Genomic DNA, 24,127 nt, shown 5'->3' on the forward strand with positions numbered 1-24,127 from the left:
CCAGCCTGCGAACCTGGCGCAGGGCGTGCGTCGGCACCCATGCTGCTAAGATTTGACGCCCCAAATGGAAAAGAAAAGGCTTAAGGAAGTTGTGAGAATCGCATATTTGATCGTGTTGGCCACGACCTTGGCAGGCGTGTGCACCGGCACGCAGGCGCAATCCCGCTACTCCTGCACCGCCAATGGGCGAACTTACCAGTCCGCGCAGCCCTGCCCCAGCAATAACATCGTGTACTACGGTCCGGCGCCGACGCAAAAAGTCTATGAGCCCTCGCCCCCCAGAACACCCCCTGCGCCAGCCACCCTCAAATATTTGAGTGCTCGTTGCGCTTCGCTCAACGACGCGATGCGCACGGCAGCGACACAGGGTCTGAAGTACGACACTATCAACCAGATGCAACGGGAATACGCCCAACAGTGCGCAGAGGAAGAAAGCGAGGCCAATGCCAAGATTCGGCAAGAGCGCAAAGACAGCAAGGAAAAAATCACCGAGGCCAAGGAAGCGGAAAACCTGAACAAGGAGCGCACGCTGATCCAGCAGCAGCAATGTGGCGAATCCAAACGCATTCTGTACAACAAACGAGCCCGTACCGACCTGACCGACGGTGAAAAGGCCGATTTGCGGCGTTTTGAGGAGAATTACCACAGCCGTTGCGATTGATCCGCGGAGGTCTGCGACTGGGCCACATCAACGGCAGTTGAGCGGCAAATACTCCTTGGCAATATCGGTCTTGTTCTCGCCATGCACCGTCATCTTGTCTGGCGCGCTGGCAGCGCCGCAGACCCAGGCGACGGGCACCATCTGCGCGTCTTCGACAACCGCCGGGCGCAGTGTCAGCGTCTTGTCTTTAAGGTTTCCATTGGCGCGGTTGCCGAAAGTGATGTGGATGGCGCCATCCTGCACGGTAACCGCACGCACCAGGTTGCTGACGATCTTGTCCGGTACCGGCAGCGCGATGCTGGTGTTGTCCACCGGCAGCATTTTGCTGGTAGCCCAGGCGGCGGCAATGGGGCCTTTGGCCAGGTTGGCCAGCGCGCTGCCCTCGACGATCTGGTCGCGCACCAATTTGCCCTGGTAGCTGGGCAAGGCAATGAGCGCCAGGATCGCGATGACGGCGACGACCATCAACATTTCGATCAGCGTAAATCCCTGGTTTTGTGTTTTCATGCGGAAGCCTGCAGTTTTGCTGGCATATTGTCACCGCTATGCCATGCCCCTCACGCCTGCCTGCGCCGATACCGCGCTGGGGTCTCCCCCACGCGGCTGGCAAACAGGCGCGAAAAGGTGGGCACATCGGCATAACCCACGGCTTCGGTGATCTGCGCAATGCTGCGGTCGCTGTCGCTGAGCAACTGCTTGGCCTTGTCTACCCGGGCTTGCTGCAGCAGGGCCAGCGGCGAACCACCAGTCTGCGCTTTAACGCGGCGCAATAGGGTGCGCGTGCTGACATGGAAGGCCTGGGCCAGGCGGTCCAGATCGTAGGTTTCGGTCAAACGCACGGTCAGCCACTGCGCCACGCTGCTTGCAAAGTTTGGCAGGTTTGCCGGGCCCAACAGCGCGCTGTCCACAAACGGTGCCTGGCTGGCGCGCGGCTGGGACAACAGGGCCAGCCGCGCGGTGGCAGTGGCAACGTCCGCGCCCAGCGTCTTCTTCACCAGATGAATACCCAGATCAAATGCGGAGCTGACGGCACCGGTGGTGGTGACCGCACCGTCTTCCACCAACACGGCGTCGGCACTGGGCAATGCTGTGGGGTAGCGGGCCGCAAGCTCTGTGGCGCACAGCCAGGCCGTCGTGGCCTTGCGGCCATCCAGCAGACCGGCCTCGCCCAGCAGAAACGTGCCGATGCAGACAGACGCGACCGCTGTGCCACTGGCGAAGCTTTTGCGGATAAAAGCCAGCTCCCGGCGCAGGGGGGCGAGCTTGCTATCCCATTCATCCAGCCGGCGAATCTCCAGCCCGGGCACGACCAACAAATCGTATGCGCCCACCGGCCGCTGCGCACCGACTGAGAAGCCACCCGCCACCGCAACGTGGCGCCCACCCAGGCCCACCACCTGCACGTCAAACGGTGGTGCAGACGTCTTGCGCATCGCATGTGCAACGTGGCTTGCGATCAGCAGCACATCGGCCACGGCAAAGATTTCGGTTGCCATGCAGCCCGCATACGCCAGGATGGCAATACGCAGAGGTCTGGTTTTTGGAGATGAGGGACGCTTGGCAGGCATTTGGCGATAACACCATTAAATACGGCAATAGCGCCATGCTACTCCAACACCTGTCGATTTGACAATGCAATGGTGCAGCGCCCCGCTCCACACACCCCAAGAAGGAAGTGAAAACACCATGCGCCTCTCCATTGTTCTGTTTGACGGCTTTACCGCGCTCGACATCGTCGGCGGTTATGAGGTGCTGGCCAATGTGCCCGGCATCACCACCGAGTTCATTGCCGCGCGTACCGGACCGGTGTTTGCCGACACCCGTCGCCTGGCCCTGCACGCCTACCGCACGCTGGCGGAAACCACCGATACCGGAATCCTGTATGTACCCGGTGGCCCCGGTGTGGAGAAAGCCCTGCACGACCCTGCCGTTTTAGACACCATTCGCCGCCTGCACGCCACGTCCACTTGGACCGTGGGCATCTGCAACGGTGTGGAGTTGCTGGGTGCAGCGGGCCTGATAGACGGGCTCAACGTCACTACCAACTGGTTTGCCCGTGAACGTGTCGCGGCCTATGGTGCCAAGGTGGGCACGGCGCGCTACCAGCGCGATGGCAAGCTCGTCACCGGCGCCGGCGTGTCGGCCAGCATTGACGCGGGTCTGTACCTGGCCGGCTTGATCGCCGGAGAAGACGTGGCCAAGACCATCCAGCTTGGCATTGAGTACTACCCGGACCCGCCCTTTGGCAACGGCACGCCTGACACTGCGTCCGCAGCAGCGCAAGCGCTGATCCGCGCATTTGAAGAGGATGGCCCGCAACGCATTGCAGCGCTTGCGCCCGCCTTCTAACGCCAGGAGAGCACACCATGCACATCACCCAACTCCGCAACGCTACGGTCATCGTGCACATGGGTAGCCGCAACATCCTGGTGGACCCCATGCTGGCACCGCGCGGCGCACTGCCACCACTGCGCCTGCTGGACGGCAAGCGCCTGCGCAACCCGACCGTGGACCTGCCGGATGCAACTGACGCCGCGCTGGCCCAGGTCACACATTGCCTGATCACCCACTGCCAGAAAGGACACTTTGACCATCTGGACGGCTACGGCAAGCAGTGGCTGCGCGAGACACAAACGCCTGTCATCTGCACACCGCACGACGCCGACTATCTGCGCAAACGCGGCCTGAACGTGCAGTCCCTGCCGGAAGGCCACGACCAGCCCCAGCCGTTCTTTGAAGGCCGCATCCGCACCGTGCGCTGCACCCACGGCGAGGGCCTGGTGGGCCGCATGATGGAACACGGTGTCGGTTATCTTCTGGAAATGCCGGGCGAGCCCAGCCTGTACCTGGCCGGCGACACGGTACTGACGCAGCGGGTGCGCGACTTTGTGCACCAGCACCAACCCGATGTCAGCGTGGTGCCGGCCGGTGGCGCCCGCTTTGACATCGGGGGTGACATCATCATGGGCGTGGAGGATGTGATCGCGTTCACGCGGCTCGCAACCGGCACCGTGGTGGCCAACCATCTGGAGGCCATTAGCCACTGCCCGGTGACACGAACGGATTTGATGGCCGCCGCGCGACGGGCAGGTGTCAGCCACCGCCTGCGCGTGCCGGCGGATGGGCAACGGATGGCGCTGCAACAAACCCAGACTGAGTCGGCGGCGGCCTGAGCCCCTGCGGCTAAGATACCGCCTCAAAAAGGGGGCGCAGTGGAACGAGCTGATTTCATTCATTTGGTACGCCTGAGCGAACATGCCAGCGCCGAAGACAGTGCCGCCTACCGCCGCAGCGTGGCGGGATTTGTGGCGCTGGGCTACCTGTGGGTGGTGGGCTGCTTTGCCGTGTCCATTGCCATGCTGGTGTGGACGCTGGCGTCCATGGCCCAGGGTCGCTTCAAGGGCTTTCACTTCGTGCTGCTAATCACCGGTGGCGGCCTGTTGTGGACCAGCCTGCACGCGCTGTGGCTGCGCCTGGATGCGCCCAAAGGCACGGAGTTGACGGCGGCCGATGCACCCGCGCTGTTTGAAGCACTGGCCCGCATCCGCAAAAAGACCAAAGGCCCGGCGATAGACCACGTGCTGCTGGATGGCAGCTTCAACGCCAGCATCAGCCAACTGCCGCGCTACGGCCTGTTTGGTGGCGCCACCAATTACCTGACGATTGGCCTGCCGCTGCTACTGGCCATAGACCGGCCGCGGTTTCTGGCCGTGATGTCGCATGAATACGGCCACCTGCGCGGCGGCCACGGGCAGTTTGCCGCGTGGATCTACCGCACCCGGCTGAGTTGGATGAAGCTGGAGCACGGCATGCGCGATGACTCCGGCGTCGTCGCCGCGGCCACGCAGGCTTTTCTGCGCTGGTACTTTCCGCGCTTCATGGCCAAGACCTTTGCGCTGGCGCGCCAGGACGAATACGAGGCCGACCGCATTGCGGGCAAGCTGCTGGGGCGTGATGTGGCGGGTGCCGCGCTGACCGAGATCGCCATCAAGGGCCAGTGGCTCAACACGGCGTTCTGGCCCCTGCACTGGGGTGCTGCTGCCAAGAGCCCGCAGCCCGTAGGCCCTTTCACGGCCATGCGCACACTGCTGGTGCAACCGGTGGCAGACGACTTTGCGCGCGATGCGCTGCGCCAGTCTCTGGTGCAACTGAGCGACGAGGACGACACCCACCCCGTGCTGCGCGACCGGCTGGAAGCGCTGAAGGTGGCCAAGCAGCTACCTGCCTGGTCCACCCGCCCTGCCGTCGAACTGCTGGGGCCTAGCGCCATCAAATGGCTGGCCCACTTTGACAGGGAATGGTGCCGCGACAACGCCACCGACTGGAAGCTGCACCATGCCTACCTGCAGCGCGTGCAGGTGCAGATCGACACCTTGGCCGCCAGCATCCGCCGCAACAATGCCGACGAGATGGCGCAACTGGGCGACCTGCAACGCCGCCTGGATGCCAAAGCCGACGTGCGCGGCTGCTACGAGCTTGCGCTACAGATCACGCCCGGTCACGCTGCGGCCCTGCGCGGCCTGGTGAACTGCCTGCCCGAGACCGACTTCGCGGGCCGCATCCAGTGCCTGACACAACTGTTTGAAACCAGCGCCGCCCACAAGTGGTGGGCTTGCCGCACCGCCGTGCGCATGCTGGAGAAGAGCGTCGCCGCCGGCCAGCTCGATGAGAAGGCGCTGAAGCTGTGGCGCGAACGCCTGCGGCAGGCCGACGAAGCCGAGCAGCGGGCCTGGAATGAGATGACGGACACGCCGTGCTTCCACTCCATCACGCGCCACGACCTCAACGATTTTGAAAAGGGTGAAGTGCAGTCCGACCTGGCACGCTGCAAGCCCGTTCAGCGCGCCTGGCTGGTGCGCAAGGCGCTCAAGGAGTTTGCCTACCGGCGCTGCTACGTCCTGTTCGTGGAGCTGCCCGGCATGGCCGACGAAGACCGCTATGACCTGTGCCGCAACCTGGAACGCACACTGGACCTGCCAGGCCCGGTGCTGGTGCTATGGGCCGGACATTCGCCGACGCTGCAGGACATACAGAAGAATGCGTTTGACGCACTCTATGTGCGGGCCTTGAACTAGTCTGAACCTGCAGCAGCACCCTGGGGCCGGTCGGTCGGATACTTCTCCAGCAACTCAGCCAAGCCCATGGGGCGGTCCAGCAGGTAGCCCTGTATCAGGCTGCAGCCCGATTGGCGCAGGATGTCCAGCTGGGGCGCAGTCTCCACCCCTTCTGCGATCACCTGCAGGCCCATCTGGCACCCCAGGTCCACAATGGTTTTGACGATGGCGCGGTCGTTGCGTTGCTGGGGCAGATCGCGCACAAACGAGCGGTCTATCTTCAGCGACGAAATCGGCAGGTTCTTCAGCAGCGCCAGCGACGAATGCCCCATGCCAAAGTCATCCAGGCTGATGCCGAAGCCCAGTTGGCGCAGTGAACGCATGACCGGTATCACCTGGTCCGGTCGCGTCATCAGCATGCCCTCAGTCAGCTCCAACGACAGGCGGTGTGGCTCCAGCCCATGCGCGCCCACCAGCGCAAGCAACTCGTCCGGCAGGCTCTTGTTGGAGAACTCGGGTGCAGCCATGTTGACGTGCACCTTCAGCGTATGTAAGCCCGCTGCGTCCAGCACCGCCAGGTCATGGCAGGCCTGCCCCAGCACCCACTTGCCAATGCGCACGATCAAATGGCTTTGCTCGGCGATGGGGATGAACACATCGGGCGGCACCATGCTGCCATCGGGCTTGCGCCAGCGCACCAGCGCCTCAACCGAAGCCAGCCGACCTTTGGAAATGTCGAATATCGGCTGGTAGACCAGGCACAAGCCGTTGGCATCCAGCGCATGGTGCAGCTCGGTTTCCAGCGCCAGGCGTTGGGCGATGGACGACTGCTGCTGGGCCAGCGCATGCGTGTTGCTGACGGAAGAGAAGTGACAACCGTTGCGCCCGTTGTTCTTGATACGGTACATGGCCGCATCGGCGCTTTGCAGCAGCGCCGGGCAGGTTTCACCACACTGCGGGAAGGTGCTGACGCCCACGCTGGCCGACACGGTGAGTTCAATGCCTTCGTAGACAAACGGCGCGCGCGCGGCCTGCAGGATGTGCTCCAGCAAGTCGGCCGCCCCTGGGAGCGCATGTGCGGGTATCAGCAGTGCGAATTCATCGCCACCCAGCCGGCTCACCTTGCTGCCGTCCGGAGCCAGCGCACGCAGACGTTGCGCAAACTCGCGCAGCACCTGGTTGCCGGCCTCGTGGCCAAAGGCATCATTGATGGGCTTGAACCGGTCCAGGTCGATAAAGGCCAACCCAAAGGCGCCGTTGTCCTTGCTTGCATCGGCACAGGCCTGACTCACCAGCTCGTGGAAATGGTTGCGGTTGGCCAGCCCGGTCAGCGTGTCAACCTGGGCCAGGTACAAAACGGTGGCCTGGTGCTCAATGCGCTGTGCCATCTGGGCGATGAAAGCACCGATGCTGGCCGACACCTTGGGCAACTGGGCCTCGGGTTGGCGGGACAGGCAACTGTAAAACTCGAGCACGCCGGGGCTGTGTGTATGGCCATCGGCCGACACGTACGTCACCGGGAACACGTAGCCCGACCACAGCTTGCATTCGCGGTCATTGGTGCGCTGCGAGAAGCGCAGGTCATTGACCATGTCCTCCACCCAATCCGGCTTGCCGCTGTGCCACACCGCACCCACCAGACCTTCACCGGGGGCCAACGACAGGCGGGCACTCTCGGCCCCGAACGAGGCCAGGTCCAGCTCAGGCTGGTGCCAGAAGTATTTGCAGGTCAGGCGCGGCGAAGGGTCTGCTGCCGGCTCGGCCGCCCAGTAGGCACCCCAATCCCAGCCCAGGTTTTTGCAGATCAGCTGGATCACATTGGTGATGGCATCGCCTAGCGGGTGCGTGCCGACCAGAAACTCGGTCAACTCAAAGCCCAGGCGCTCCCGCATGGCGGCATGCTTGAGTGGCGTCACATCGGCCAAAATGCCGCTGACCAGGCCAGGGTTGGCGGGGTCTTGTGGCAAGTGCGTCATACGCAGCCAGCGCATGCCCTCCACCGGGCTAATGACGCGGAAATCATTGCGCTCTGAGCGCTGTTCCGCGGGGTGCAACTGGGCAATCAGGTCCAGCATGTCGTCGGACACCACGTGGATGAAGCAGCTGTCCAAACCGGTATGGTGCAGCGACTCCACCTGCAGGTAGCGCGCAGCCAACGCGGACAACACGATATGCGACGACGCAGGGTCAAACCACCACCGGCCAAAACCCGCCGCCTCTTCCAGCGCGCTGGGTGAGGCGCCTTGGGTGAGAGCCTGCGACAGCGCGTACGACAGTGCGGTCCCGCCGGGGACTCGGGCTGTCGGCGGATTCCCGATGCGCATTGCCCCGAGGATGGTCTGCGTGAAATCGTTCAGGTTGGCCATGCCCACATCGGCAGCACGTTCCATGCCACAGAAGGCCACGCTATTGAGCCAAAGGCTGCACCACCCTGCCCTTTGTTGGCTTCTTTGGCCTATTTTGGTGCAGCGCGCGCCACGGTGGTGCCTTCAGCCGTGCAGCGGGGACTACCGCGCGCCCAAGCGAAGACCCCTAGATGCTACACAATTCATAGCTGGTTACGCTTACTGCACGAGGGCTACAGCCCGATTCACATCTCGGTCAAGACAGCCAGCGCGCGTTCTGGATCACCTCGGAGAAGAAGGCCCGCAGCGTGGAGGTGCTCATCTTGTAGGGGTCGAATTCTGCCGTGCTGGAGTATTTGAGGAACAGCTGACGGTTTTCCTGCGTTGCGGCAATCAGACCCATGGCCCAGCTGCCAAACTGCCGCACCGGGATCTCTGCGAGGTCCAGCACGGCCGGCTCCTTATGCCGGGGATCCTTCAGGATGCGGTGGTACAGCGCGTTGACGGCTTGGCGATCGCCTTCAAGCTGCTGCAGAAAAATGCCGTTGGCCAGGCACAAGGTTCCGGTAACGCCAGCGTTCTGGTTGTTGCGGGCGGAGCTTTGCAGGATGTCTTTGACGTCCCCCGGCCCCAAGATGGTTGCTGTCTTGCTGGCATAGGTGAGTTGTACGAGCATGGCTATGGAGTTCGTGTGTGAAAACTGGCGCTAGCCAGCATGGTTTTGCCGTTGGGCCGTGGACGATACCAAAAACGTCGGCAATGCCTTTGTACCAGCATTATTCACTGGGCAATTTCCGATCACTGCACCGCGTCTGGCATAAGACGCCAAAATCTGGCATGTCTTCACGTCGCAACAAAACCGAAACTAGCCAACCCTGGTACGCGCCTCCGCACAGCGCCGCGGACATCTCACGCATCATTGAAATGGCCTGGGAAGACCGCACCGCGTTTGAAGCAATTGCGGTCCAGTTCGGGCTGGACGAACCTGCTGTGGTGGCATTGATGCGGCTGCATATGAAACCCTCGTCCTTTCGGATGTGGCGTAAACGGATGGCAGGCCGGGTAACCAAACACGCAGCGCTGCGCGGTGCAGCGTTTTTGCGCCACTGCGCTACCCATACCCGGCAGTAGCAAGCGTGACCGACGTGCAATGTGCTCTGGTCTGGTTCAAGCGGGACCTGCGCATCCACGACCATGCGGCGCTGGTGGCCGCGCAATCGCACCCGCGTGCACTCGCGGTGTTTGTCGTCGAACCCGAGTGGCTGCAAAGCCCCGAGTGCGACGCCAGCCACGTGGACTTTGCGCTGCGCTGCCTGGCCGAGTTGCGCGCCGCGCTGGCCCAGCGGGGCATGCCACTGCTGGTGCGTGTGGGCTCCTGCGTAGCGGTGCTGGCGCAATTACACGCGGAAGTGGATTTCACGCATTTGCTGAGCCACGAGGAAACAGGTCCTGGATGGTCTTACACGCGCGATCTGCAGGTGGCCGAATGGTGCCAATCGCAGCGCGTGCAATGGCAGGAATTTACACAGACCGGAGTGGTGCGCCGCCTGGGCGACCGCGCGGGTTGGGCGCGGCGCTGGCAAGCGCGTATGGATGCGCCGCTGCAGCGCCTGGGCAACAACAGGTTTACTGCCGCGGCACCGCTGGACCAACCCGATCTTCCGACATTGTCAGACTTGGGGCTTGCGCAGCACGGCAAGCAGCTGCAGGCCGCAGGAGAAAAAGCTGCGCGCAGCACGCTGAAAAGCTTCTTGCAAGTACGCGGCTATGACTACCGCAAGGCGCTGTCCAGCCCCCTGACCGCCGAGGATGGCTGCAGCCGCCTGAGCCCGCACCTGGCATTCGGCACCGTATCCATGCGCACCGTGCACCAAGCCACTGAGGTGGCGATTGGCCACACGCCCGACCGCGATTTGGCCTACGCGCTGCGCGGCTTTGCGGGACGCTTGCGCTGGCACTGCCACTTCATGCAAAAGCTGGAAGACGAACCGGGCATAGAGTTCCACAACTTTGCCCGCGTCTGTGACGGGCTGCGTGAGAGCGAATTCAACGACGAACACTTTGCCGCGTGGTGCGAAGGCCGCACCGGCTACCCGATGGTGGACGCCTGTATGCGCTCGCTGGTGGCAACCGGTTGGCTCAACTTCCGCATGCGGGCCATGCTGGTCAGCTTTGCCAGCTACCACCTGTGGCTGCACTGGCGACTGCCAGGCTTGTTTCTGGCACGCCAGTTTCTGGACTATGAGCCCGGCATCCACTGGAGCCAGATGCAGATGCAAAGTGGCACCACCGGTATCAACACACTGCGCATTTACTCCCCGACCAAGCAGGCGCAAGACCAGGACCCGCAAGGCCTGTTCATACGCCGGTGGGTGCCCGAGTTGTCCAAGGTGCCACTGCCGTATCTGCCCGAGCCGTGGAAGATGGACGCCAGCGTGCAGCACCTGGCAGGGTGCCAGATCGGCGTGGACTACCCTGCCCCTGTCGTCGACGACAAGCTGGCCATGAAGGCAGCCAAGGACCGCATGTATGGCCTGCGCACCACCGAGGCGGCACGCGCAGAGGCCACTACGGTGCAGGCCAAACATGGCTCGCGCAAAAGTGGTTTGCCCCAGACTGGGCAGCCGCGCAAGACCGCATCTTCGACAGCATCCAGACGTCTTGAGAAGCGGACGCTCAAGGACCCCACCCCACCACCCCCGCAGGGCGATCTTTTCGCATAACCCGTCGCACTCAAAGCATGAAAAACGACTTCAAAGGCAACAAGCAATCCTTACCCAGCAAGCTGTGCGCCGTGTGTGGCCGCACGATGACCTGGCGCAAGGCCTGGGCCAAGAACTGGGATGCCGTGCTGTATTGCTCGGACGCCTGCCGCGCACAAAAGACTGCAAAGAAAGCCGCATGACCCAAGCCAACGCTACCAGCCGACCCATCCAAACACCGCTACCCATCAAGACCCGGAATCTGGTCATTGTGCTGGGCGACCAGCTGGATGCCGAGTCATCTGCCTTGCAGGATTTCGATGCCACGCAAGACGTGGTGTGGATGGCCGAAGTGGCGGAAGAATCCACGCACGTATGGTCAGCCAAGCAGCGCATTGCGGTGTTCCTGAGCGCGATGCGCCACTTTGCAGACGAACTACGGACGCGGGGCCTGCCACTGGTCTACACGCGGTTGAGCGATGCAAACAACCAGGGCGCGCTGGCCCTGCAACTGACACGGGCCGTCGCGCAAGTCAAACCCACTGGGTTGGTGTTAACCGCGCCCGGCGACTGGCGCGTGCTGCAAGCACTGCGAGACGTGGCTGTAAAACACCAGTTGCCGCTGGACCTGCGCGACGACACCCATTTCTTCAGCACCGTGCGCGAGTTTGCTGCGCATGCCAAGGGCCGCAAACAGCTCCGACTCGAATACTGGTACCGCGAACTGCGTCAGAAACACGGCATCCTGATGGACGGAAAAGACCCTGTGGGTGGGCAGTGGAACTTTGACGCCGACAACCGCGAATCCTTTGGCAAGGCCGGTCCGCAAGATGTGCCCCCGCCCACCCGCTTTGCACCCGACGCCATCACGCAAGAAGTCATCACACTGGTCAACACGCGTTTCACCGATCACCCCGGTACCCTGCACACCTTTGGCTGGCCGGTCACGCGTGCACACGCACTGCTGGCGCTGCACGCATTCATAGACCAGCGCCTGCCGCTGTTCGGCCAATATGAAGATGCCATGTGGTCGGGCGAGGCCTGGCTCTACCACTCGCACCTGAGCTGCGCGCTCAACCTCAAACTGCTACAAGCCCGTGAGGTGGTGCAAGCCGCTGAGGATGCGTACCGCGCGGGCGCCGCACCGCTACCGGCGGTCGAGGGTTTCATCCGCCAAATCCTCGGCTGGCGCGAATATGTGCGCGGCATCTACTGGACGCAGATGCCAGGCTACCTGGAGCGCAATGCGCTGGACGCACAAGCCGAGCTACCCGCCTGGTACTGGACGGGCCAGACCGACATGGCCTGCCTGAAAGATGCAATCACCCAAACCCTGGAGCATGGCTACGCCCACCACATCCAGCGCCTGATGGTGACCGGCCTGTACGCGCTGCTGCTGGGTGTAAAGCCGCAGGCGGTGCATGCCTGGTACCTGAGCGTGTATGTGGACGCGGTGGAATGGGTGGAGCTGCCCAACACGCTGGGCATGTCCCAGTTTGGTGACGGGGGGCTGATGGCCAGCAAGCCCTACGTGGCCAGTGGCAAATACATACAGCGCATGAGCAACCATTGCAAAGGCTGCAAGTTCGATCCGGCGCAGTCCGCGGGACCAGAGGCCTGCCCCTACACCACGCTGTACTGGGATTTTTTGAACCGCCACGAAGTTCTGCTGAAGAAAAATCCGCGCATGGCGATGCAGCTGAAAAACCTGGCGCGGCTGGACGGCCCTGCGCGCGATGCCATCTCTACCCAAGCCAAGGCACACCGCGATGCACAGCTTTGAGCCTACCCTGCAAGCCGCCCATGCCCGCTTGGCCGCCGTGCAACCCGCCGCCTACGCACGCAACCGCAATGCGCTGGACGGCGCAGTCACCCGCCTGTCGCCTTACCTGACGCACGGTTTGCTGAGCCTGCGAGAGGTATATGAGGCCGTGCACGCACGCCATCCTTTGGACACGCAACACAAGTTCGTCTTCGAGCTGGGATGGCGCGCGTACTACCGCCACGTGTGGGCGCACTTGGGTGATGGCATTCACCAATCCATCCACGCCGGGCTGCTGCCGGACGACGCCTACCAACCGCATATGCCCGCCGATGTGCTCGAAGCCCGCACCGGCATTGCCGCCATCGACCTCGCCGTGCGCGCGCTGTACGCGACGGGCTATGTGCACAACCACGCCCGCATGTGGCTGGCCAGCTACCTGGTGCACCTGCGCAAGGTGCACTGGCATGCCGGCGCACAGTGGATGCTGGGCCATTTGCTGGACGGCGATGTGGCCAGCAACCACCTGAGCTGGCAGTGGGTGGCGGGCACCAGCAGCACCAAGCCCTATTTGTTTAACGCCGACAACGTGGCCAAGTACGCGCCCGCGCAGTGGCACAGCCCGGGCACGGTGATCGATACCAGCTACGAGGAGATGGACCGTATCGCGCGCAGTACCGCACCCATCCGCCAGCGCAACGCTGGCGCATCGGCTGGCGTGACAGCTGGCATTCCACAGCCTGAACTGCATGCATCGCCACCGGGTAATGCGTGGTCCGCGCCCGACAGTGAATTGGTGAGCGGGCGAGATGTGTGGCTTGCGCACCCCTGGTCAATGGGCGCAGCTCCGCAAACGTTCCATACGGGCGGCGTGGTAGTGGGAGCAGGGTTTGCCGACGCACACGCGCCAACACCCTGGAGCGCGCAGCGCTGGCGTTTCGCCACCCAAGGTCTGCAGACGCAAACTCCGCACCTTTGGTGGGGCAGCACGGCGCAAATCGCCGAGGCTCTGCGTGCAGCCCGCTCGGTCACCTGGCAGCCGGATCCGCACGTCGCCACCGCGCTCAATGGCGTGCAAACGCAAGCACCCAGGCCGCTGTTTGAAGCGGTGAAAAGCTACTGCCCCAGCTTCGCGCAATGGTGGCGGCGCACCCGTATTGCAGACTGAACGCCGCCTACCAGGGGACCGTGTTGCCCTGGTAGTCCACGAAATGCGCGCCCGTGCGGCTTGGCAGACCCCGCATGGCCGCCAGCATGCCGGCAACGGACTCTGCGGGTTCCAGTAATTTGGCGACACCAGCCGAGAATGGCTGTGACAGTTTGGAGCGCACTGTGCCGGGCTGCAATGCAACCACGCGCAGCGCGGGCTGCTTGCGTTGCAACTCGATGGCCGCCGTCTGCAAAAACATGTTCAGCGCGGCCTTGGATGCACGGTAACCGTACCAGCCACCCTTGTGGTTGTCGGCAATGCTGCCCACGCGGGCCGACAGCTTGGCGTAGATGCTGGGCCCCGGGGCCAACAGCGGTCCAAAGTGCCGCAACACCATCAACGGGCCAATGGCATTGATCTGAAAAGCCTTGGCAAGAACGTCTGGTTGTACCGCTGCCAGCGACTTTTCCGGACCCACCCCATCAATCGTCAGCGCGCCGGTCGTGTCGATGATGAGACAGTAGGGGCCAAAAACAGCACTGACCGCAGCCTGTGCCGCCACACTGGCCGGCTCCAACAGATCAAACCCACTGCTGTGCGTACGCGATACGCTCTGTACATGCACGCAGTGCGGATCATCTTGCAACGCGTGAACAAAGGCTTGCCCGATGGCACCGCTCGCGCCTACCACCAGGGCTCGGTATTCACTGTCAAAGAGGCTCGTCATGTGGGCGCTGCATTAAGAGGCTTGGTAGCCCATCAGGCCTTCTTCACCCATGCGCTGCACCACCCCTTGGCCGCCACCTGCTTGCCGGCAAACAAGGGGCAGCCACCTGCCGCCGCGCCAGCGGTGCCCTGAAACAGCGTGCAGTTGGAGCAGGCCTGCCCGGCCGCGTATTTGGATTGTTTGGCTTTGTCTACCTTGGTGGCATCCGCCTTGTAGCCAAGCGCGGTGGCCTGTGCGTCACTCTCTGCCACCATGGCCTGCGCTTTTGCACGCGACGCAAGGCCAATCGCCGTGCACCCCACGATGCTTTGCAACACGAATATGCGGCGGTTGGTTGTGTTTGGTATGGCTTGGGTTTGGGTCTTCATGGCTTGCTCCTGGTTTGTGTTGGCTGTTGCCGCCGCTGTGCGGCTCACGCCGGCTCCGCGTGCCGGTTGATGATTCTTTGGGGCTGTATGGCCCCGTCGTAAATGATGGGGCCCTTGTAGGCAAATGCGACTTCGTGCGTAGAGACTTCGTCCAGCGTGTGCCGCTCGAAGCGTAGGTTAGCCAGCGCCAACCGGTTGTCCCGTATTTCCCGTTTGAGATGGTTCAGCACCCGCGTCAATTGGCTCGCATCTTCCACATGCACGGTCCACTGCCATGCCTGGCCCGGTGGGATCTTTCTGGCCTTGCCGGTTTTGTTGAGTAGCATGTAACTGATCTTCATGCGTCAAATTTAACCAAATTACCGGAACATATCTACTCAATACTGAAAATATAGCGATTAAACTATTCAAAACCTACTCAAACAGCCACCTATGTCCAACACCAAGAACACCAACACGCGCCCGGCCGCGGGCCACCGCATCGGGGCCGTGTCGGCGCTCAGTGCCGTGCCGGTACCCACGCTGCGCGTTTGGGAGATTCGCTACGGCGCCTTCAGCCCGCGCATGACCGAGGGGGGCCAGAGGCTTTACAGCGATGACGACGTGCTGCGTGCCACCTTGTTGAGGCGCCTCACGGAGCAGGGGCATACCATCAGCAACATTGCCAACCACGGTGCGAGCCAACTCAATGCCTTGCTGCAGCAGCAAAGCACGTCCCGCCGGCGCGATGTTGCCAAACATGCAGAAGCCCACACGGTCAGCGCTGCAGTGGTGGGGCTTACTTTGGCGGCACGGCTCGCTACGGATAAGTTCAAGCGAATCTTTTCTGCCAATGCCGTCCAGGTCACGGACATCTTCCAAGACCTGGACGCTGCGCTGGCCGCACCACCCACAGCGCAGCCACAGTTCCTGCTGGTGCATGTGAATTCGCTGCATGTATTGGTTCAGGTGGATCTGCACCGTTTGATCGACCAGTGCAACATTACCCAGACGATCGTCCTCTACCGCTTCGGCCAGGAGCACGTGGTCGAATCCATGAAGCGCGCGGGCATGGTGGTGCGCCGCGAGCCGGTGTCGGACTATGAACTGGCCGACCTGATGAGCGCATCGCTGCTGGTGGATGCGCCCCGGGCCATGGGGCAGGAAAGCTTTGGTGCCATCATTCCCCCGCGCAAATACGACGACGCAACCCTGGCACGCATGGCCGGTATTTCTACCAGCGTGCTGTGCGAGTGCCCGCGGCATGTGGCAGAAATCATTGCGCAACTGGTCAGCTTTGAGCAATACAGCCAAGAGTGCCTCAACAAAAGTTCTGAAGATGCGCACCTGCATGCGTACCTGCATTCGGTTTCCGGATCGGCCCGCGCACTGTTTGAGCATGCCTTGGAAAAGGTGGCCCAGCACGAGGGCATCGATCTGTTGCAGCATGGTTGATCCGCATATACCCCTGCGGCGAATCAGAATATGATGTTTCGCATACCTACAAACGGATCGCGCGCGCATGAAGAGTTTGGTAACCAACGCAGAGTTAGCTTTACTCGAGGCGGCGTTGGCCAATGCAAAAGCCCCCGATCAGCTGGAGCCCCTTGTGGCGCTGGCGTGGCATTTGCGCCAGCGGAACACCGCACGGGCTGTTGCGCTGGTGGAGCAAGCGCGATCCCCGGGTGAAAGCGCGCGACTCACCGAGTTTGATCGCAGGAAGCTCGATGGAAGGCTTTTGCTGATAGAGGGCGAAGCCAAATGGTTGTTTGCACAATTTGATAGTGCGCAACAGATGGCGAACGATGCGTTAACGGTCTTTGAAGACATCGATGACGCGACAGGATGTGCCGATGCACACTGGTTGCTGGCTTCACTGATGATCGATCTGGGTCAACTCGATCAGCGTGATGCCGAGCTGCAACGCTCGGGCGATCAAGCCCGTCGGGCTGGAGATCCGCTGCGTGCCGGGTTGGCCGATGCAGCCAGCGCACGCTGGGCTGTATTCAGAGGCGTGCCCGCAGCCCGCGAGCGATGGGGAGAGCACTTCTCTACCGATACCAGCCAATACCACCCAGGATTGCTGGCGTGGATTTACGATTTTTGGGGAAATGTGGCGGCTCAGACTGGTGACTTTGCCAAGTCACTGTCATACCGGTTGCCGATGTACGACTTGCTCAATGACACGGGACAAACACACCGCGCTATTTTTGGTGCATCCAACATCGGTGGCGCGTTCACCAATTTGAACGACACACAGACCGCACTCGAATGGATGGAACGTGGCCTTGTGCTTGCGCGCGCAACCGGTTGGCCCGTGTGTATAGGCAGCAGCATGGGACAAGCCGCTGATGTGTTGCGCCAGGTGGGCCGTCTTGACAATGCGCACCAAATGCTGCTGGAAGCCATAGAGTACGGCCGCGTCAACCAGGGCTCACGCAGCTATGCCATTACATTGGAAGCGCTAGGCTTTGTGCTGCTGGACCAATGCAGCTTTGATGACGCACTGCGCACCTTTACCCAACTTGAGCAAACCGCCGCAGCGCTCAACCACCTGGATCTGCGCCGGACTGCGCTGCGTGGTGTGGCGGCCGCGTCACTTGGCTTGGGCCGCCATGCAGACGCGTTGGCTTTCGCCTTGCACGCGTTGGAATTGTCAGAGTCCCACGACGATACCTACAACCAAATCGAAGCACTGGTCGTTATCGCGCAAATTCTTGCCAAGCAGCGTGACGACAAGAAGGGCCAGCCCAGTGCCAGCGAACATGACGCACTGGACTATTTGCACAAGGCAATGGCGGTGGCTGCCACGGTCGATGGCTACATCATTCCTGGGAGTCTGCTAGACGCTGTGGCCCGCGAGTACGGACACATGGGCGACTGGCAACGTGCCTACGAGATGTCATTGAAGGCGATAGACGCCAGAGCCAACACAAACAGCAGGGAGGCCGTCAACCGCGCCATCGCCATGCAAATTCGGCACGAGACCGAGCGTGCCCGCGCCGAGGGCGAACACCACCGCGAACTGGCCGCATCGGAAGCAGCCCGTGCGCAGACCTTGCAGAACACCAACGACACGCTGGAACGGCTTGGTCTGATCGGTCAGGAAATTACGGCCCACCTGGATACCGACGCGATCTTCCATACCCTGAACCGACACGTCAACGGCTTGCTGGACGCCACCCACTTCTCGATATATCTTTGGGATAGGGACGGCACGGGCTTGGACTGCGCTTTTGGCATGGAAGACGGCAAACCGATGCCACCGGTTCACATCCCGGCGGACAACGCAACATCGCGCATTGCGCGCTGCGTGCGCGAACGCCGCGAGATCGTGCACGGCCGCGACAAGCCTCTGCCAGATGACCCCAATCTCATCCCGGGCACACTGCCGTCGCTGAGCTCCTTGTTTGCGCCCCTGATGATTGGTGGCCGGGTGCTGGGAGCGATGACGATCCAGTCGCCCCATGCGCGTGCCTACGCAGAACGCGAACGCCTGGTTTTTCGCACGTTATGTGCCTACGGTGCCATTGGGCTGGAAAATGCCTTTGCGTATCGCCAACTGAATGCGACAGTGGCGGCATTGGGTGACGCACAGCAACAACTGCGAGACAAAAATGCCTTGCTGGAGGAGGCCTACCGAGAGCACGAGCGGGCGAGCCTGGCCGATCCATTAACCGGGTTGAACAACCGCCGCTACCTGCTCAAGCATGCGGAGGCCGACGTCGCCATGACACTGCGGCGCTACCGCAAGCACTTAAAGTCGGGAGCAATCACCGCTCCATCCAATACCGATCTGGTATTTTTCATGGTGGACATTGATCACTTCAAGGCAATCAACGACCAGTGGGGTCACGCTGCGGGCGATATGGTCCTGGTGCAGATGCGGGACCGCCTTAAAACAGTGGCCCGCGAGAGCGACTACATCATCCGCTGGGGCGGCGAAGAGTTCCTCATCGTTGCGCGCGATACCAACCGCACAGAGGCACCGCTGGTGGCCGAACGGCTACGGCAGGCGGTCAACCAACAAGCCTTTGATGTCGGCTTGGCGCAGCCCATTCACAAGACGTGTTCAGTAGGTTTTGCCTGCTTTCCATTTCTCCCCCATCACCCGGGCAAACTGGTGTGGTCACAGGTGCTGGAATTGGCGGACCAGGCGCTGTACATGGCCAAGCGAGGTGGCCGCGATGCTTGGATCGGGTTCTACGGCACGGACACCAGTGACCCCGACCACCTGTTTCAGCGCATCAGCCTGGATGCCAACGCTGTGCGTGCGACCGGTGAACTGCGTATCGTCCAGAGCGACCAGCGTGGCACAGTGCACGCGTGATTGCTATAAATATAGTAGCTGCTTACGCTCGTCCCACGAGGGCTACAGCCAAAAATGGCTTAAGCCTAGCCCTCAAACTGCGGATGCAGCTGGCGTATGCGCGTCATCGCCATGCCGGCCGCCGCGGTGCGGGTTTCCACCCCCATTTTGACGAAGATACGCTCCAGGTGCTTCTTCACCGTCATCGGGCTGCTGCCCAAAATATCGCCGATGTCTTTGTTGGTTTTGCCCTTGACCACCCAGTACAGCACCTCGGCCTCTTTGGCGGTCAGCTTGAAGCACAGGCTCATGGCCTCGATAACGGCGGTGTCGGACACCTCGCGCATGACGATCAGCCAGTCACCATCTTCGGCGCTGCCATCGCTGTCGCCAATCTGCTGGTGCAGACGGAACGTCAGGCGCCTGGCACCTTGCTCGATGGCGAAGCGCGGCGGCTCTGCGCCCGGTGCCTGGGGTTGTGCGAGCAGGGCCAGGCAACTGCGCAGCCAGCCCAAGACCGGCTTGGGTGTCAGCGGGGCCTGCGTGCCGCAGTAGCGCTCCAGCAGTTCACGGGCCAGCGGCGTCTGCCACATCAGCGCACCGTCGCTGGCGCGCACGGTGATGGTGGCGTATCCAAAGGCATCCAGCGCATTGCGGGTCTGGCGCCGTTCACGTGCGCCCTTCAGATGCACCTGCATGCGGGCCAACACTTCTTTGGGTTTGATGGGTTTGGTGACGTAGTCCACGCCGCCTGACTCCAGCGCGGCGATCAGGTATTCGGTCTCGGTCAGGCCGGTCATGAAGACGATGGGAATATGCGCGGTGGCCGCCAAGGCTTTCAGGCGGCGTGCCACTTCAAAGCCATCCATGCCGGGCATCATCGCGTCCAGCAAAATGATGTCGGGCAGGGCTTGCGTGGCGCGTTGCAATGCGGCCTCGCCCGACGTGGCGACCAGCACCGTGTAGCCGGATTCGTCCAGCGCGTCGTGCAGCACGGACAGGTTGTCGGGCACGTCGTCCACGATCAGCACCACATCGCTGTTGGCTCGGTCCAGCGTGCCGTGCAGGGCTGCAGGGGTGTCAGCTTGCGATGGCACGGCGAAGGATTCAAAGGGCATGGTTTTCTCTATCCAGGTCTTGTTGCAACTGGGCCAGCATGGCTTCAAACTGGAACTGCCGCGCCATCGCACCCATGGCATTTGCAAAGCCGGCGCAGGCCGGGTGCTCGGCAACGATGCTCGCCAGCTTGTTCGTGATGCCGCGGTAGAAGCCCAGGCGCACCAGCTCTTGCAGGGCCAGCAAATCGGTGCGCGGCGGGGGCACGACTGCGGTGTCTTCTGTGGCGGGGATCGGCGCGGCGGATGCGTCCTGCACCACGGCCGCCGTCTCTTGCCATGTCAGCGCCAGCTTGCGCTCCAGCCAGTCCAGCAGCTCCGAGTGGCGCACGGGCTTGACGATGAAGTCGTCCGGCTCTATACCCAGCACATTGTCGGCACCACGGTCAAATGCATTGGCCGATACGATGGCCACGTGCGGCTGGCGGTCGCCCAGGGCGCGGATGCGGCGTAGCGTCTCCCAGCCGTCGATGCCCGGCATGGCCAGGTCCATGAACACTACGTCGGGGTCGTAGCCCGCGGCCAGCAGGTCCATGCAATCGTGCCCGCTGGCGGCCACGCGCAGCACAAAGCCCAGAGGCTCCAGCAGGCTGACCAGCAGGTCGCGGTCGGCCTCTTCGTTGTCCACCACCAGAATCTTGCGGCGCACACCGGCATAGCCCTTGCGCGGCTGGCGCACCGCCTGCGTCAGGCGCTCCAGGCTGTGCCCGGCCTTCAAATGCAGTTCAGGCAGGAACAAACGCACCTTGAAGACGGAGCCCACGCCCAGCTGGCTGCTGGCTGTCAGCTCACCGCCCATTAGATCGGTCAGCATCTTGGCAATCGTCAGGCCCAGGCCAGAACCTGTGGCACCCACGGCCACGCTGGTGGCGCGGGCAAAGGGGTCGAAGATGTATTCCAACTCCTGCGGCTGCATGCCGGGGCCGGTGTCGTGCACCTCCACCTGCGCCATCTCGCGCGCATAGCGCAGCCGAAACGTCACACTGCCCTGCTGCGTGAACTTGATCGCATTGCCCAGCAGGTTGATGATGATCTGGCGCACGCGCTTTTCGTCGGCCTTGACCCACTCGGGTATGGCACCCTGCACCTCAAAACGAAAGGCCAGTCCGCGCGCCGCGGCCTGGAGCTCAAACAGGCTGGCGATCTCGTGCATACCGTTGGCAAACTGCATGGGCTTGGCATTGAGAGTCAGCTTGCCGGCTTCGATTTGCGCCATGTCCAACGTGCCCTCGATCAGCGACAGCAAATGTTCACCACCGCGCTTGATGACGCTGACGGCCTGCATGCGGTGCGGCGGTATCGAGGTGTCTTCACCCATCAACTGCGCATAGCCTAGGATGCTGTTCAGCGGCGTGCGCAGCTCGTGGCTGATGGCGCTGATGTAACGGCTCTTGGCCTGGTTGGCCTGCTGGGCCTGTTGTTTGGCCCGTTCGGCCAGCGCGGTGGCGGCCTGCAGGGCCTCGTCGGTTTGGCGGTGGGATTCAATTTCCTGCATCAGCAGGTGGGTTTGGCGATTGGATTCTTCCTGCGCTACCTGGCGGCTCTTGTGCGCCAGCACCAGCCACCAGGCCACGATGCCGCCCAGCAGCAGCAGCGCCATATAGGCCTTGAAGAAGCCTGACCGCAGCGCTTCCTGGAGTGCGGGCTGTCCACCAGTGGCCTCGGCCATGCCCGACAACTCCTGGCGGTAGAACATGCCAAACACTGTTGCCAGCAGGGGCACGATGATCAGCATCAGCAATAGGAAGTGGCCGACGCCGGTGTCCAGAAAAGGCCAGGTACGTTTGGGCAGCAGCCAGCGCAACGCCGCCGACCATTGGGCGGACAGGCTGGCGTGGGGTTTGCACAGGTCGCCACAGCGCGCGTCCAGCGTGCAGCACAAAGAGCAGATGGCGCCGCGGTAGGCGGGGCAATGGGCCATGTCCGGGGCTTCGTATTCCCTTTCGCAGATTACGCAGCGCTGGACGTGTGGCGCTTCATGTTGCGCTGGAGCCTGGGCGGCAATGCGTTTTGCTCCGTGTCCCCCGACCGCTGCGCGGTCTCCTCCTCTACCTGCGCAAAACGCATTGCCACCCAGGCTCCCGGGGCTTGTTCTGGCGATGTAATACCGGCCCTTTGTGGCCCAAGCTAGCAACGGCGCCGCAATGAAGGCCGTGACCAGCGCCACCACTGCCGAAAACGCTTTGGCATCGGCCCCAAACAAGCCCAGGTATGCCATCACCGACAACGCCGATGCAAGTGCCATCGACCCTACCCCGACCGGGTTGATGTCGTACAAATGCGCCCGCTTGAACTCGATGCCCTTGGGACTCAAGCCCAGCGGCTTGTTGATGACCAGGTCCGCCACCACGGTCATGATCCATGCGATGGCGATGTTGGAGTAGAGCCCCAGCACATCACCCAGCGCACGGAACACATTCATCTCCATCAGCATGAAGGCGATCAGCGTGTTGAACACCACCCACACCACACGCCCCGGGTGGCTGTGCGTCAGGCGCGAGAAAAAATTGCTCCAGGCCAGCGAACCCGCATAAGCATTGGTGACATTGATCTTGAGCTGCGACACGACGACAAACACCGCCGTGGCCGCCACCGCCCATTGCAGCGACGTGAACACATGCTCGTATGCCGCCAGGTACATTTGGTTGGGGTCTACCGCGCGGTCAGTGGGCACACTGTGGCTGATGGCCAGGTAGGCCAGGCAAGCGCCGCCCAGCATCTTGGCCACACCCAACACCACCCAGCCAGGCCCCCCCAGCATCACGCACAGCCACCAGCGTTTGCGGTTCTGCGCGGTCTGTGCGGGCATGAAACGCAGGTAGTCGGCCTGCTCACCCATTTGTGTGATCAACGCAATGCCAACGGTCAGCGCGGCACCAAACAAGTGCAGATTGAATACACCGCCGACGCCAAAGTCACCGCCATAGTGCGTGATGCCCTGAAATGCAGCAGGGTTGCGCACCAGCACGAAGCCAAATGGCACGATCAGCATCAGCAGCCACAGTGGTTGGGTCCAGACCTGGAGCCGGCTGATGGCGGACACCCCGTGCGTGACCAGCGGAATGACGACCAGCGCGCAGATCAGGTAGCCCCAGCTGGGCGGGATGTCCAGCGCCAGCTCCAGCGCATAGGCCATGATGGCGGCCTCCAACGCAAAGAAGATGAAGGTGAAGGTGGCGTAGATCAGCGAGGTGATGGTGGAGCCGATGTAGCCAAACCCGGCGCCACGGGTCAGCAAATCCATGTCCACGCCATAGCGCGAGGCGTAGACGCTGATAGGTAGACCAGCCAGAAAGATCACCAGCCCGGTCACCAGAATCGCCCAGAAGGCGTTGACAAAACCATATTGCACCAAGAGCGTGGCGCCGACTGCTTCCAGCACCAGGAAGGACGCCGCGCCGAAGGCGGTGTTGGCCACCCGCCATTCGGACCATTTGCGGAAGCGCTGCGGGGTGAAACGCAGCGCGTAGTCTTCCATGGTTTCGCTGGCCACCCAGTTGTTGTAGTCGCGGCGGATCTTGACGACCCGCTGCAGGGGGGCGGCGGGTGCGGGGTGAAGATCTGGTACGGCTTGCACGCAGGCATGGTGCAGATTCCATGCCATAGCGGCTTTTTGCTTTTGTATCAGCCGGCTAGCGGGTTTTGCTCCGTGTCCCCCGGCCTTCGGCCTCCTCCTTTACCTGCGCAAAACCCGCTACCCGGTTGATACAACGGGATTGGTGCTTGCCACTCAGGTCCAAAACCGATGGGATATCGACCATTGCAAACAACGGTTCGAGCAGTGGACATTGGGTGGCTGTTCTGCGCAGGTAAAGGAGGAGCCCGCACAGCGGGCGGGGGACACGGAGCAAAACAGCCACCCAATGCCCACTGCGGGCGCACACCAACAGACATCCGGCATTTGGCGTACACGGCGAAGACTTGGGGCACGGATATTGCCTAATAATCCCAAAGA

20 protein-coding genes are annotated in these 24,127 nt (G+C 62.3%); 11 read left to right on the forward strand and 9 right to left on the reverse strand.

From position 1 onward, the window contains the following. Positions 1-91: 91 nt before the first annotated feature. Positions 92-661: a hypothetical protein gene (locus AC097P_RS12660; RefSeq protein WP_479610773.1), complete on the forward strand. Its 570-nt coding sequence runs from the start codon at positions 92-94 to the stop codon at positions 659-661. Positions 662-688: 27 nt separating this feature from the next. Here AC097P_RS12660 and AC097P_RS12665 read toward each other — a convergent pair whose 3' ends face one another. Further along, complete coding sequence (locus tag AC097P_RS12665) at positions 689-1,168, reverse strand: pilin (RefSeq protein ID WP_479610774.1); 480 nt, start codon at positions 1,166-1,168, stop codon at positions 689-691. A 50-nt stretch (positions 1,169-1,218) separates the two neighbouring features. Further along, positions 1,219-2,157, reverse strand: a complete 939-nt coding sequence (locus AC097P_RS12670) for a GlxA family transcriptional regulator (RefSeq protein WP_479610775.1) — start codon at positions 2,155-2,157, stop codon at positions 1,219-1,221. A 190-nt stretch (positions 2,158-2,347) separates the two neighbouring features. Here AC097P_RS12670 and AC097P_RS12675 point away from each other — a divergent pair, with 190 nt between their 5' ends. The 3 genes from AC097P_RS12675 to AC097P_RS12685 are packed head-to-tail and all read left to right on the forward strand — an operon-like array spanning position 2,348 to position 5,736. After that, complete coding sequence (locus tag AC097P_RS12675; RefSeq protein WP_479610776.1) at positions 2,348-3,010, forward strand: DJ-1/PfpI family protein; 663 nt, start codon at positions 2,348-2,350, stop codon at positions 3,008-3,010. Positions 3,011-3,027: 17 nt separating this feature from the next. Then, the gene (locus tag AC097P_RS12680; protein WP_479610777.1) at positions 3,028-3,834 is read left to right on the forward strand and encodes an MBL fold metallo-hydrolase; all 807 of its coding nucleotides are present in this window, start codon (positions 3,028-3,030) and stop codon (positions 3,832-3,834) included. Positions 3,835-3,873: 39 nt separating this feature from the next. Next, positions 3,874-5,736: a M48 family metallopeptidase gene (locus tag AC097P_RS12685; RefSeq protein WP_479610778.1), complete on the forward strand. Its 1,863-nt coding sequence runs from the start codon at positions 3,874-3,876 to the stop codon at positions 5,734-5,736. On the opposite strand, the gene AC097P_RS12690 is transcribed toward AC097P_RS12685, so the two are convergent. Both AC097P_RS12690 and AC097P_RS12695 read right to left on the reverse strand, forming a co-directional pair. Beyond that, positions 5,733-8,105, reverse strand: coding sequence for a putative bifunctional diguanylate cyclase/phosphodiesterase (locus AC097P_RS12690; protein WP_479610779.1), 2,373 nt, complete (start codon positions 8,103-8,105; stop codon positions 5,733-5,735). The two genes, AC097P_RS12685 and AC097P_RS12690, sit on opposite strands and share 4 nt — an antisense overlap. A 211-nt stretch (positions 8,106-8,316) precedes the next feature. Then, the gene (locus tag AC097P_RS12695) at positions 8,317-8,736 is read right to left on the reverse strand and encodes a BLUF domain-containing protein (protein ID WP_479610780.1); all 420 of its coding nucleotides are present in this window, start codon (positions 8,734-8,736) and stop codon (positions 8,317-8,319) included. Between the two features lie 161 nt (positions 8,737-8,897). Between AC097P_RS12695 and AC097P_RS12700 the strand changes: the two genes are divergently transcribed. From AC097P_RS12700 to AC097P_RS12720, 5 genes are read left to right on the forward strand one after another with little or no spacing between them, the layout of a single operon-like run. Beyond that, on the forward strand, positions 8,898-9,191 hold the full coding sequence (locus tag AC097P_RS12700; protein WP_479610781.1) for a TIGR03643 family protein: 294 nt from the start codon (positions 8,898-8,900) through the stop codon (positions 9,189-9,191). 5 nt (positions 9,192-9,196) lie between these two features. Further along, positions 9,197-10,783, forward strand: coding sequence for an FAD-binding domain-containing protein (locus AC097P_RS12705; protein ID WP_479610782.1), 1,587 nt, complete (start codon positions 9,197-9,199; stop codon positions 10,781-10,783). Positions 10,784-10,800: 17 nt separating this feature from the next. Then, positions 10,801-10,965, forward strand: a complete 165-nt coding sequence (locus AC097P_RS12710; RefSeq protein ID WP_479610783.1) for a DUF2256 domain-containing protein — start codon at positions 10,801-10,803, stop codon at positions 10,963-10,965. Continuing rightward, a complete protein-coding gene (locus AC097P_RS12715; RefSeq protein WP_479610784.1) occupies positions 10,962-12,545 on the forward strand; it encodes a cryptochrome/photolyase family protein in 1,584 nt (527 codons plus the stop codon). The genes AC097P_RS12710 and AC097P_RS12715 overlap by 4 nt, the downstream gene beginning before the upstream one ends. Continuing rightward, positions 12,532-13,692 carry an FAD-binding domain-containing protein gene (locus AC097P_RS12720; protein ID WP_479610785.1) on the forward strand — a complete coding sequence of 387 codons (1,161 nt, stop codon included), beginning with the start codon at positions 12,532-12,534 and terminating at the stop codon, positions 13,690-13,692. Before AC097P_RS12715 ends, AC097P_RS12720 begins: the two co-directional genes overlap by 14 nt. Positions 13,693-13,699: 7 nt before the next feature. On the opposite strand, the gene AC097P_RS12725 is transcribed toward AC097P_RS12720, so the two are convergent. From AC097P_RS12725 to AC097P_RS12735, 3 genes are read right to left on the reverse strand one after another with little or no spacing between them, the layout of a single operon-like run. Continuing rightward, complete coding sequence (locus AC097P_RS12725; protein WP_479610786.1) at positions 13,700-14,401, reverse strand: SDR family NAD(P)-dependent oxidoreductase; 702 nt, start codon at positions 14,399-14,401, stop codon at positions 13,700-13,702. A 32-nt stretch (positions 14,402-14,433) separates the two neighbouring features. Then, positions 14,434-14,769 (reverse strand): high-potential iron-sulfur protein, encoded by a 336-nt coding sequence (locus AC097P_RS12730; protein ID WP_479610787.1) that lies wholly within the window; start codon positions 14,767-14,769, stop codon positions 14,434-14,436. 44 nt (positions 14,770-14,813) lie between these two features. Next, entirely contained in the window at positions 14,814-15,110 is a 297-nt protein-coding gene (locus tag AC097P_RS12735; RefSeq protein WP_479610788.1) for a hypothetical protein, read from the reverse strand. Between the two features lie 91 nt (positions 15,111-15,201). On the opposite strand from AC097P_RS12735, the gene AC097P_RS12740 reads away from it, so the two are divergent. After that, positions 15,202-16,203, forward strand: a complete 1,002-nt coding sequence (locus AC097P_RS12740; protein WP_479610789.1) for a MerR family transcriptional regulator — start codon at positions 15,202-15,204, stop codon at positions 16,201-16,203. A 67-nt stretch (positions 16,204-16,270) separates the two neighbouring features. Further along, positions 16,271-19,078: a GGDEF domain-containing protein gene (locus tag AC097P_RS12745; protein ID WP_479610790.1), complete on the forward strand. Its 2,808-nt coding sequence runs from the start codon at positions 16,271-16,273 to the stop codon at positions 19,076-19,078. A 65-nt stretch (positions 19,079-19,143) separates the two neighbouring features. Here AC097P_RS12745 and AC097P_RS12750 read toward each other — a convergent pair whose 3' ends face one another. Continuing rightward, the gene (locus AC097P_RS12750) at positions 19,144-20,175 is read right to left on the reverse strand and encodes a response regulator (RefSeq protein ID WP_479610791.1); all 1,032 of its coding nucleotides are present in this window, start codon (positions 20,173-20,175) and stop codon (positions 19,144-19,146) included. Further along, on the reverse strand, positions 20,165-23,776 hold the full coding sequence (locus tag AC097P_RS12755) for a hybrid sensor histidine kinase/response regulator (RefSeq protein ID WP_479610792.1): 3,612 nt from the start codon (positions 23,774-23,776) through the stop codon (positions 20,165-20,167). The genes AC097P_RS12750 and AC097P_RS12755 overlap by 11 nt, the downstream gene beginning before the upstream one ends. Between the last annotated feature and the right edge of the window lie 351 nt (positions 23,777-24,127).

The organism is Rhodoferax sp. ZS1R8 (genome assembly GCF_056521325.1).

Bases quoted from the DNA above. Each gene is read 5' to 3' on its own strand.
- AC097P_RS12710 (WP_479610783.1), top strand. From the start codon at position 10,801: ATGAAAAACGACTTCAAAGGCAACAAGCAATCCTTACCCAGCAAGCTG.
- AC097P_RS12750 (WP_479610791.1), bottom strand. From the start codon at position 20,175: ATGCCCTTTGAATCCTTCGCCGTGCCATCGCAAGCTGACACCCCTGCA.
- AC097P_RS12675 (WP_479610776.1), top strand. From the start codon at position 2,348: ATGCGCCTCTCCATTGTTCTGTTTGACGGCTTTACCGCGCTCGACATC.
- AC097P_RS12755 (WP_479610792.1), bottom strand. From the start codon at position 23,776: ATGGCATGGAATCTGCACCATGCCTGCGTGCAAGCCGTACCAGATCTT.
- AC097P_RS12735 (WP_479610788.1), bottom strand. From the start codon at position 15,110: ATGAAGATCAGTTACATGCTACTCAACAAAACCGGCAAGGCCAGAAAG.
- AC097P_RS12690 (WP_479610779.1), bottom strand. From the start codon at position 8,105: ATGGAACGTGCTGCCGATGTGGGCATGGCCAACCTGAACGATTTCACG.
- AC097P_RS12700 (WP_479610781.1), top strand. From the start codon at position 8,898: ATGTCTTCACGTCGCAACAAAACCGAAACTAGCCAACCCTGGTACGCG.
- AC097P_RS12745 (WP_479610790.1), top strand. From the start codon at position 16,271: ATGAAGAGTTTGGTAACCAACGCAGAGTTAGCTTTACTCGAGGCGGCG.
- AC097P_RS12670 (WP_479610775.1), bottom strand. From the start codon at position 2,157: ATGGCAACCGAAATCTTTGCCGTGGCCGATGTGCTGCTGATCGCAAGC.
- AC097P_RS12725 (WP_479610786.1), bottom strand. From the start codon at position 14,401: ATGACGAGCCTCTTTGACAGTGAATACCGAGCCCTGGTGGTAGGCGCG.
- AC097P_RS12715 (WP_479610784.1), top strand. From the start codon at position 10,962: ATGACCCAAGCCAACGCTACCAGCCGACCCATCCAAACACCGCTACCC.
- AC097P_RS12720 (WP_479610785.1), top strand. From the start codon at position 12,532: ATGCACAGCTTTGAGCCTACCCTGCAAGCCGCCCATGCCCGCTTGGCC.
- AC097P_RS12680 (WP_479610777.1), top strand. From the start codon at position 3,028: ATGCACATCACCCAACTCCGCAACGCTACGGTCATCGTGCACATGGGT.
- AC097P_RS12695 (WP_479610780.1), bottom strand. From the start codon at position 8,736: ATGCTCGTACAACTCACCTATGCCAGCAAGACAGCAACCATCTTGGGG.
- AC097P_RS12740 (WP_479610789.1), top strand. From the start codon at position 15,202: ATGTCCAACACCAAGAACACCAACACGCGCCCGGCCGCGGGCCACCGC.
- AC097P_RS12665 (WP_479610774.1), bottom strand. From the start codon at position 1,168: ATGAAAACACAAAACCAGGGATTTACGCTGATCGAAATGTTGATGGTC.
- AC097P_RS12730 (WP_479610787.1), bottom strand. From the start codon at position 14,769: ATGAAGACCCAAACCCAAGCCATACCAAACACAACCAACCGCCGCATA.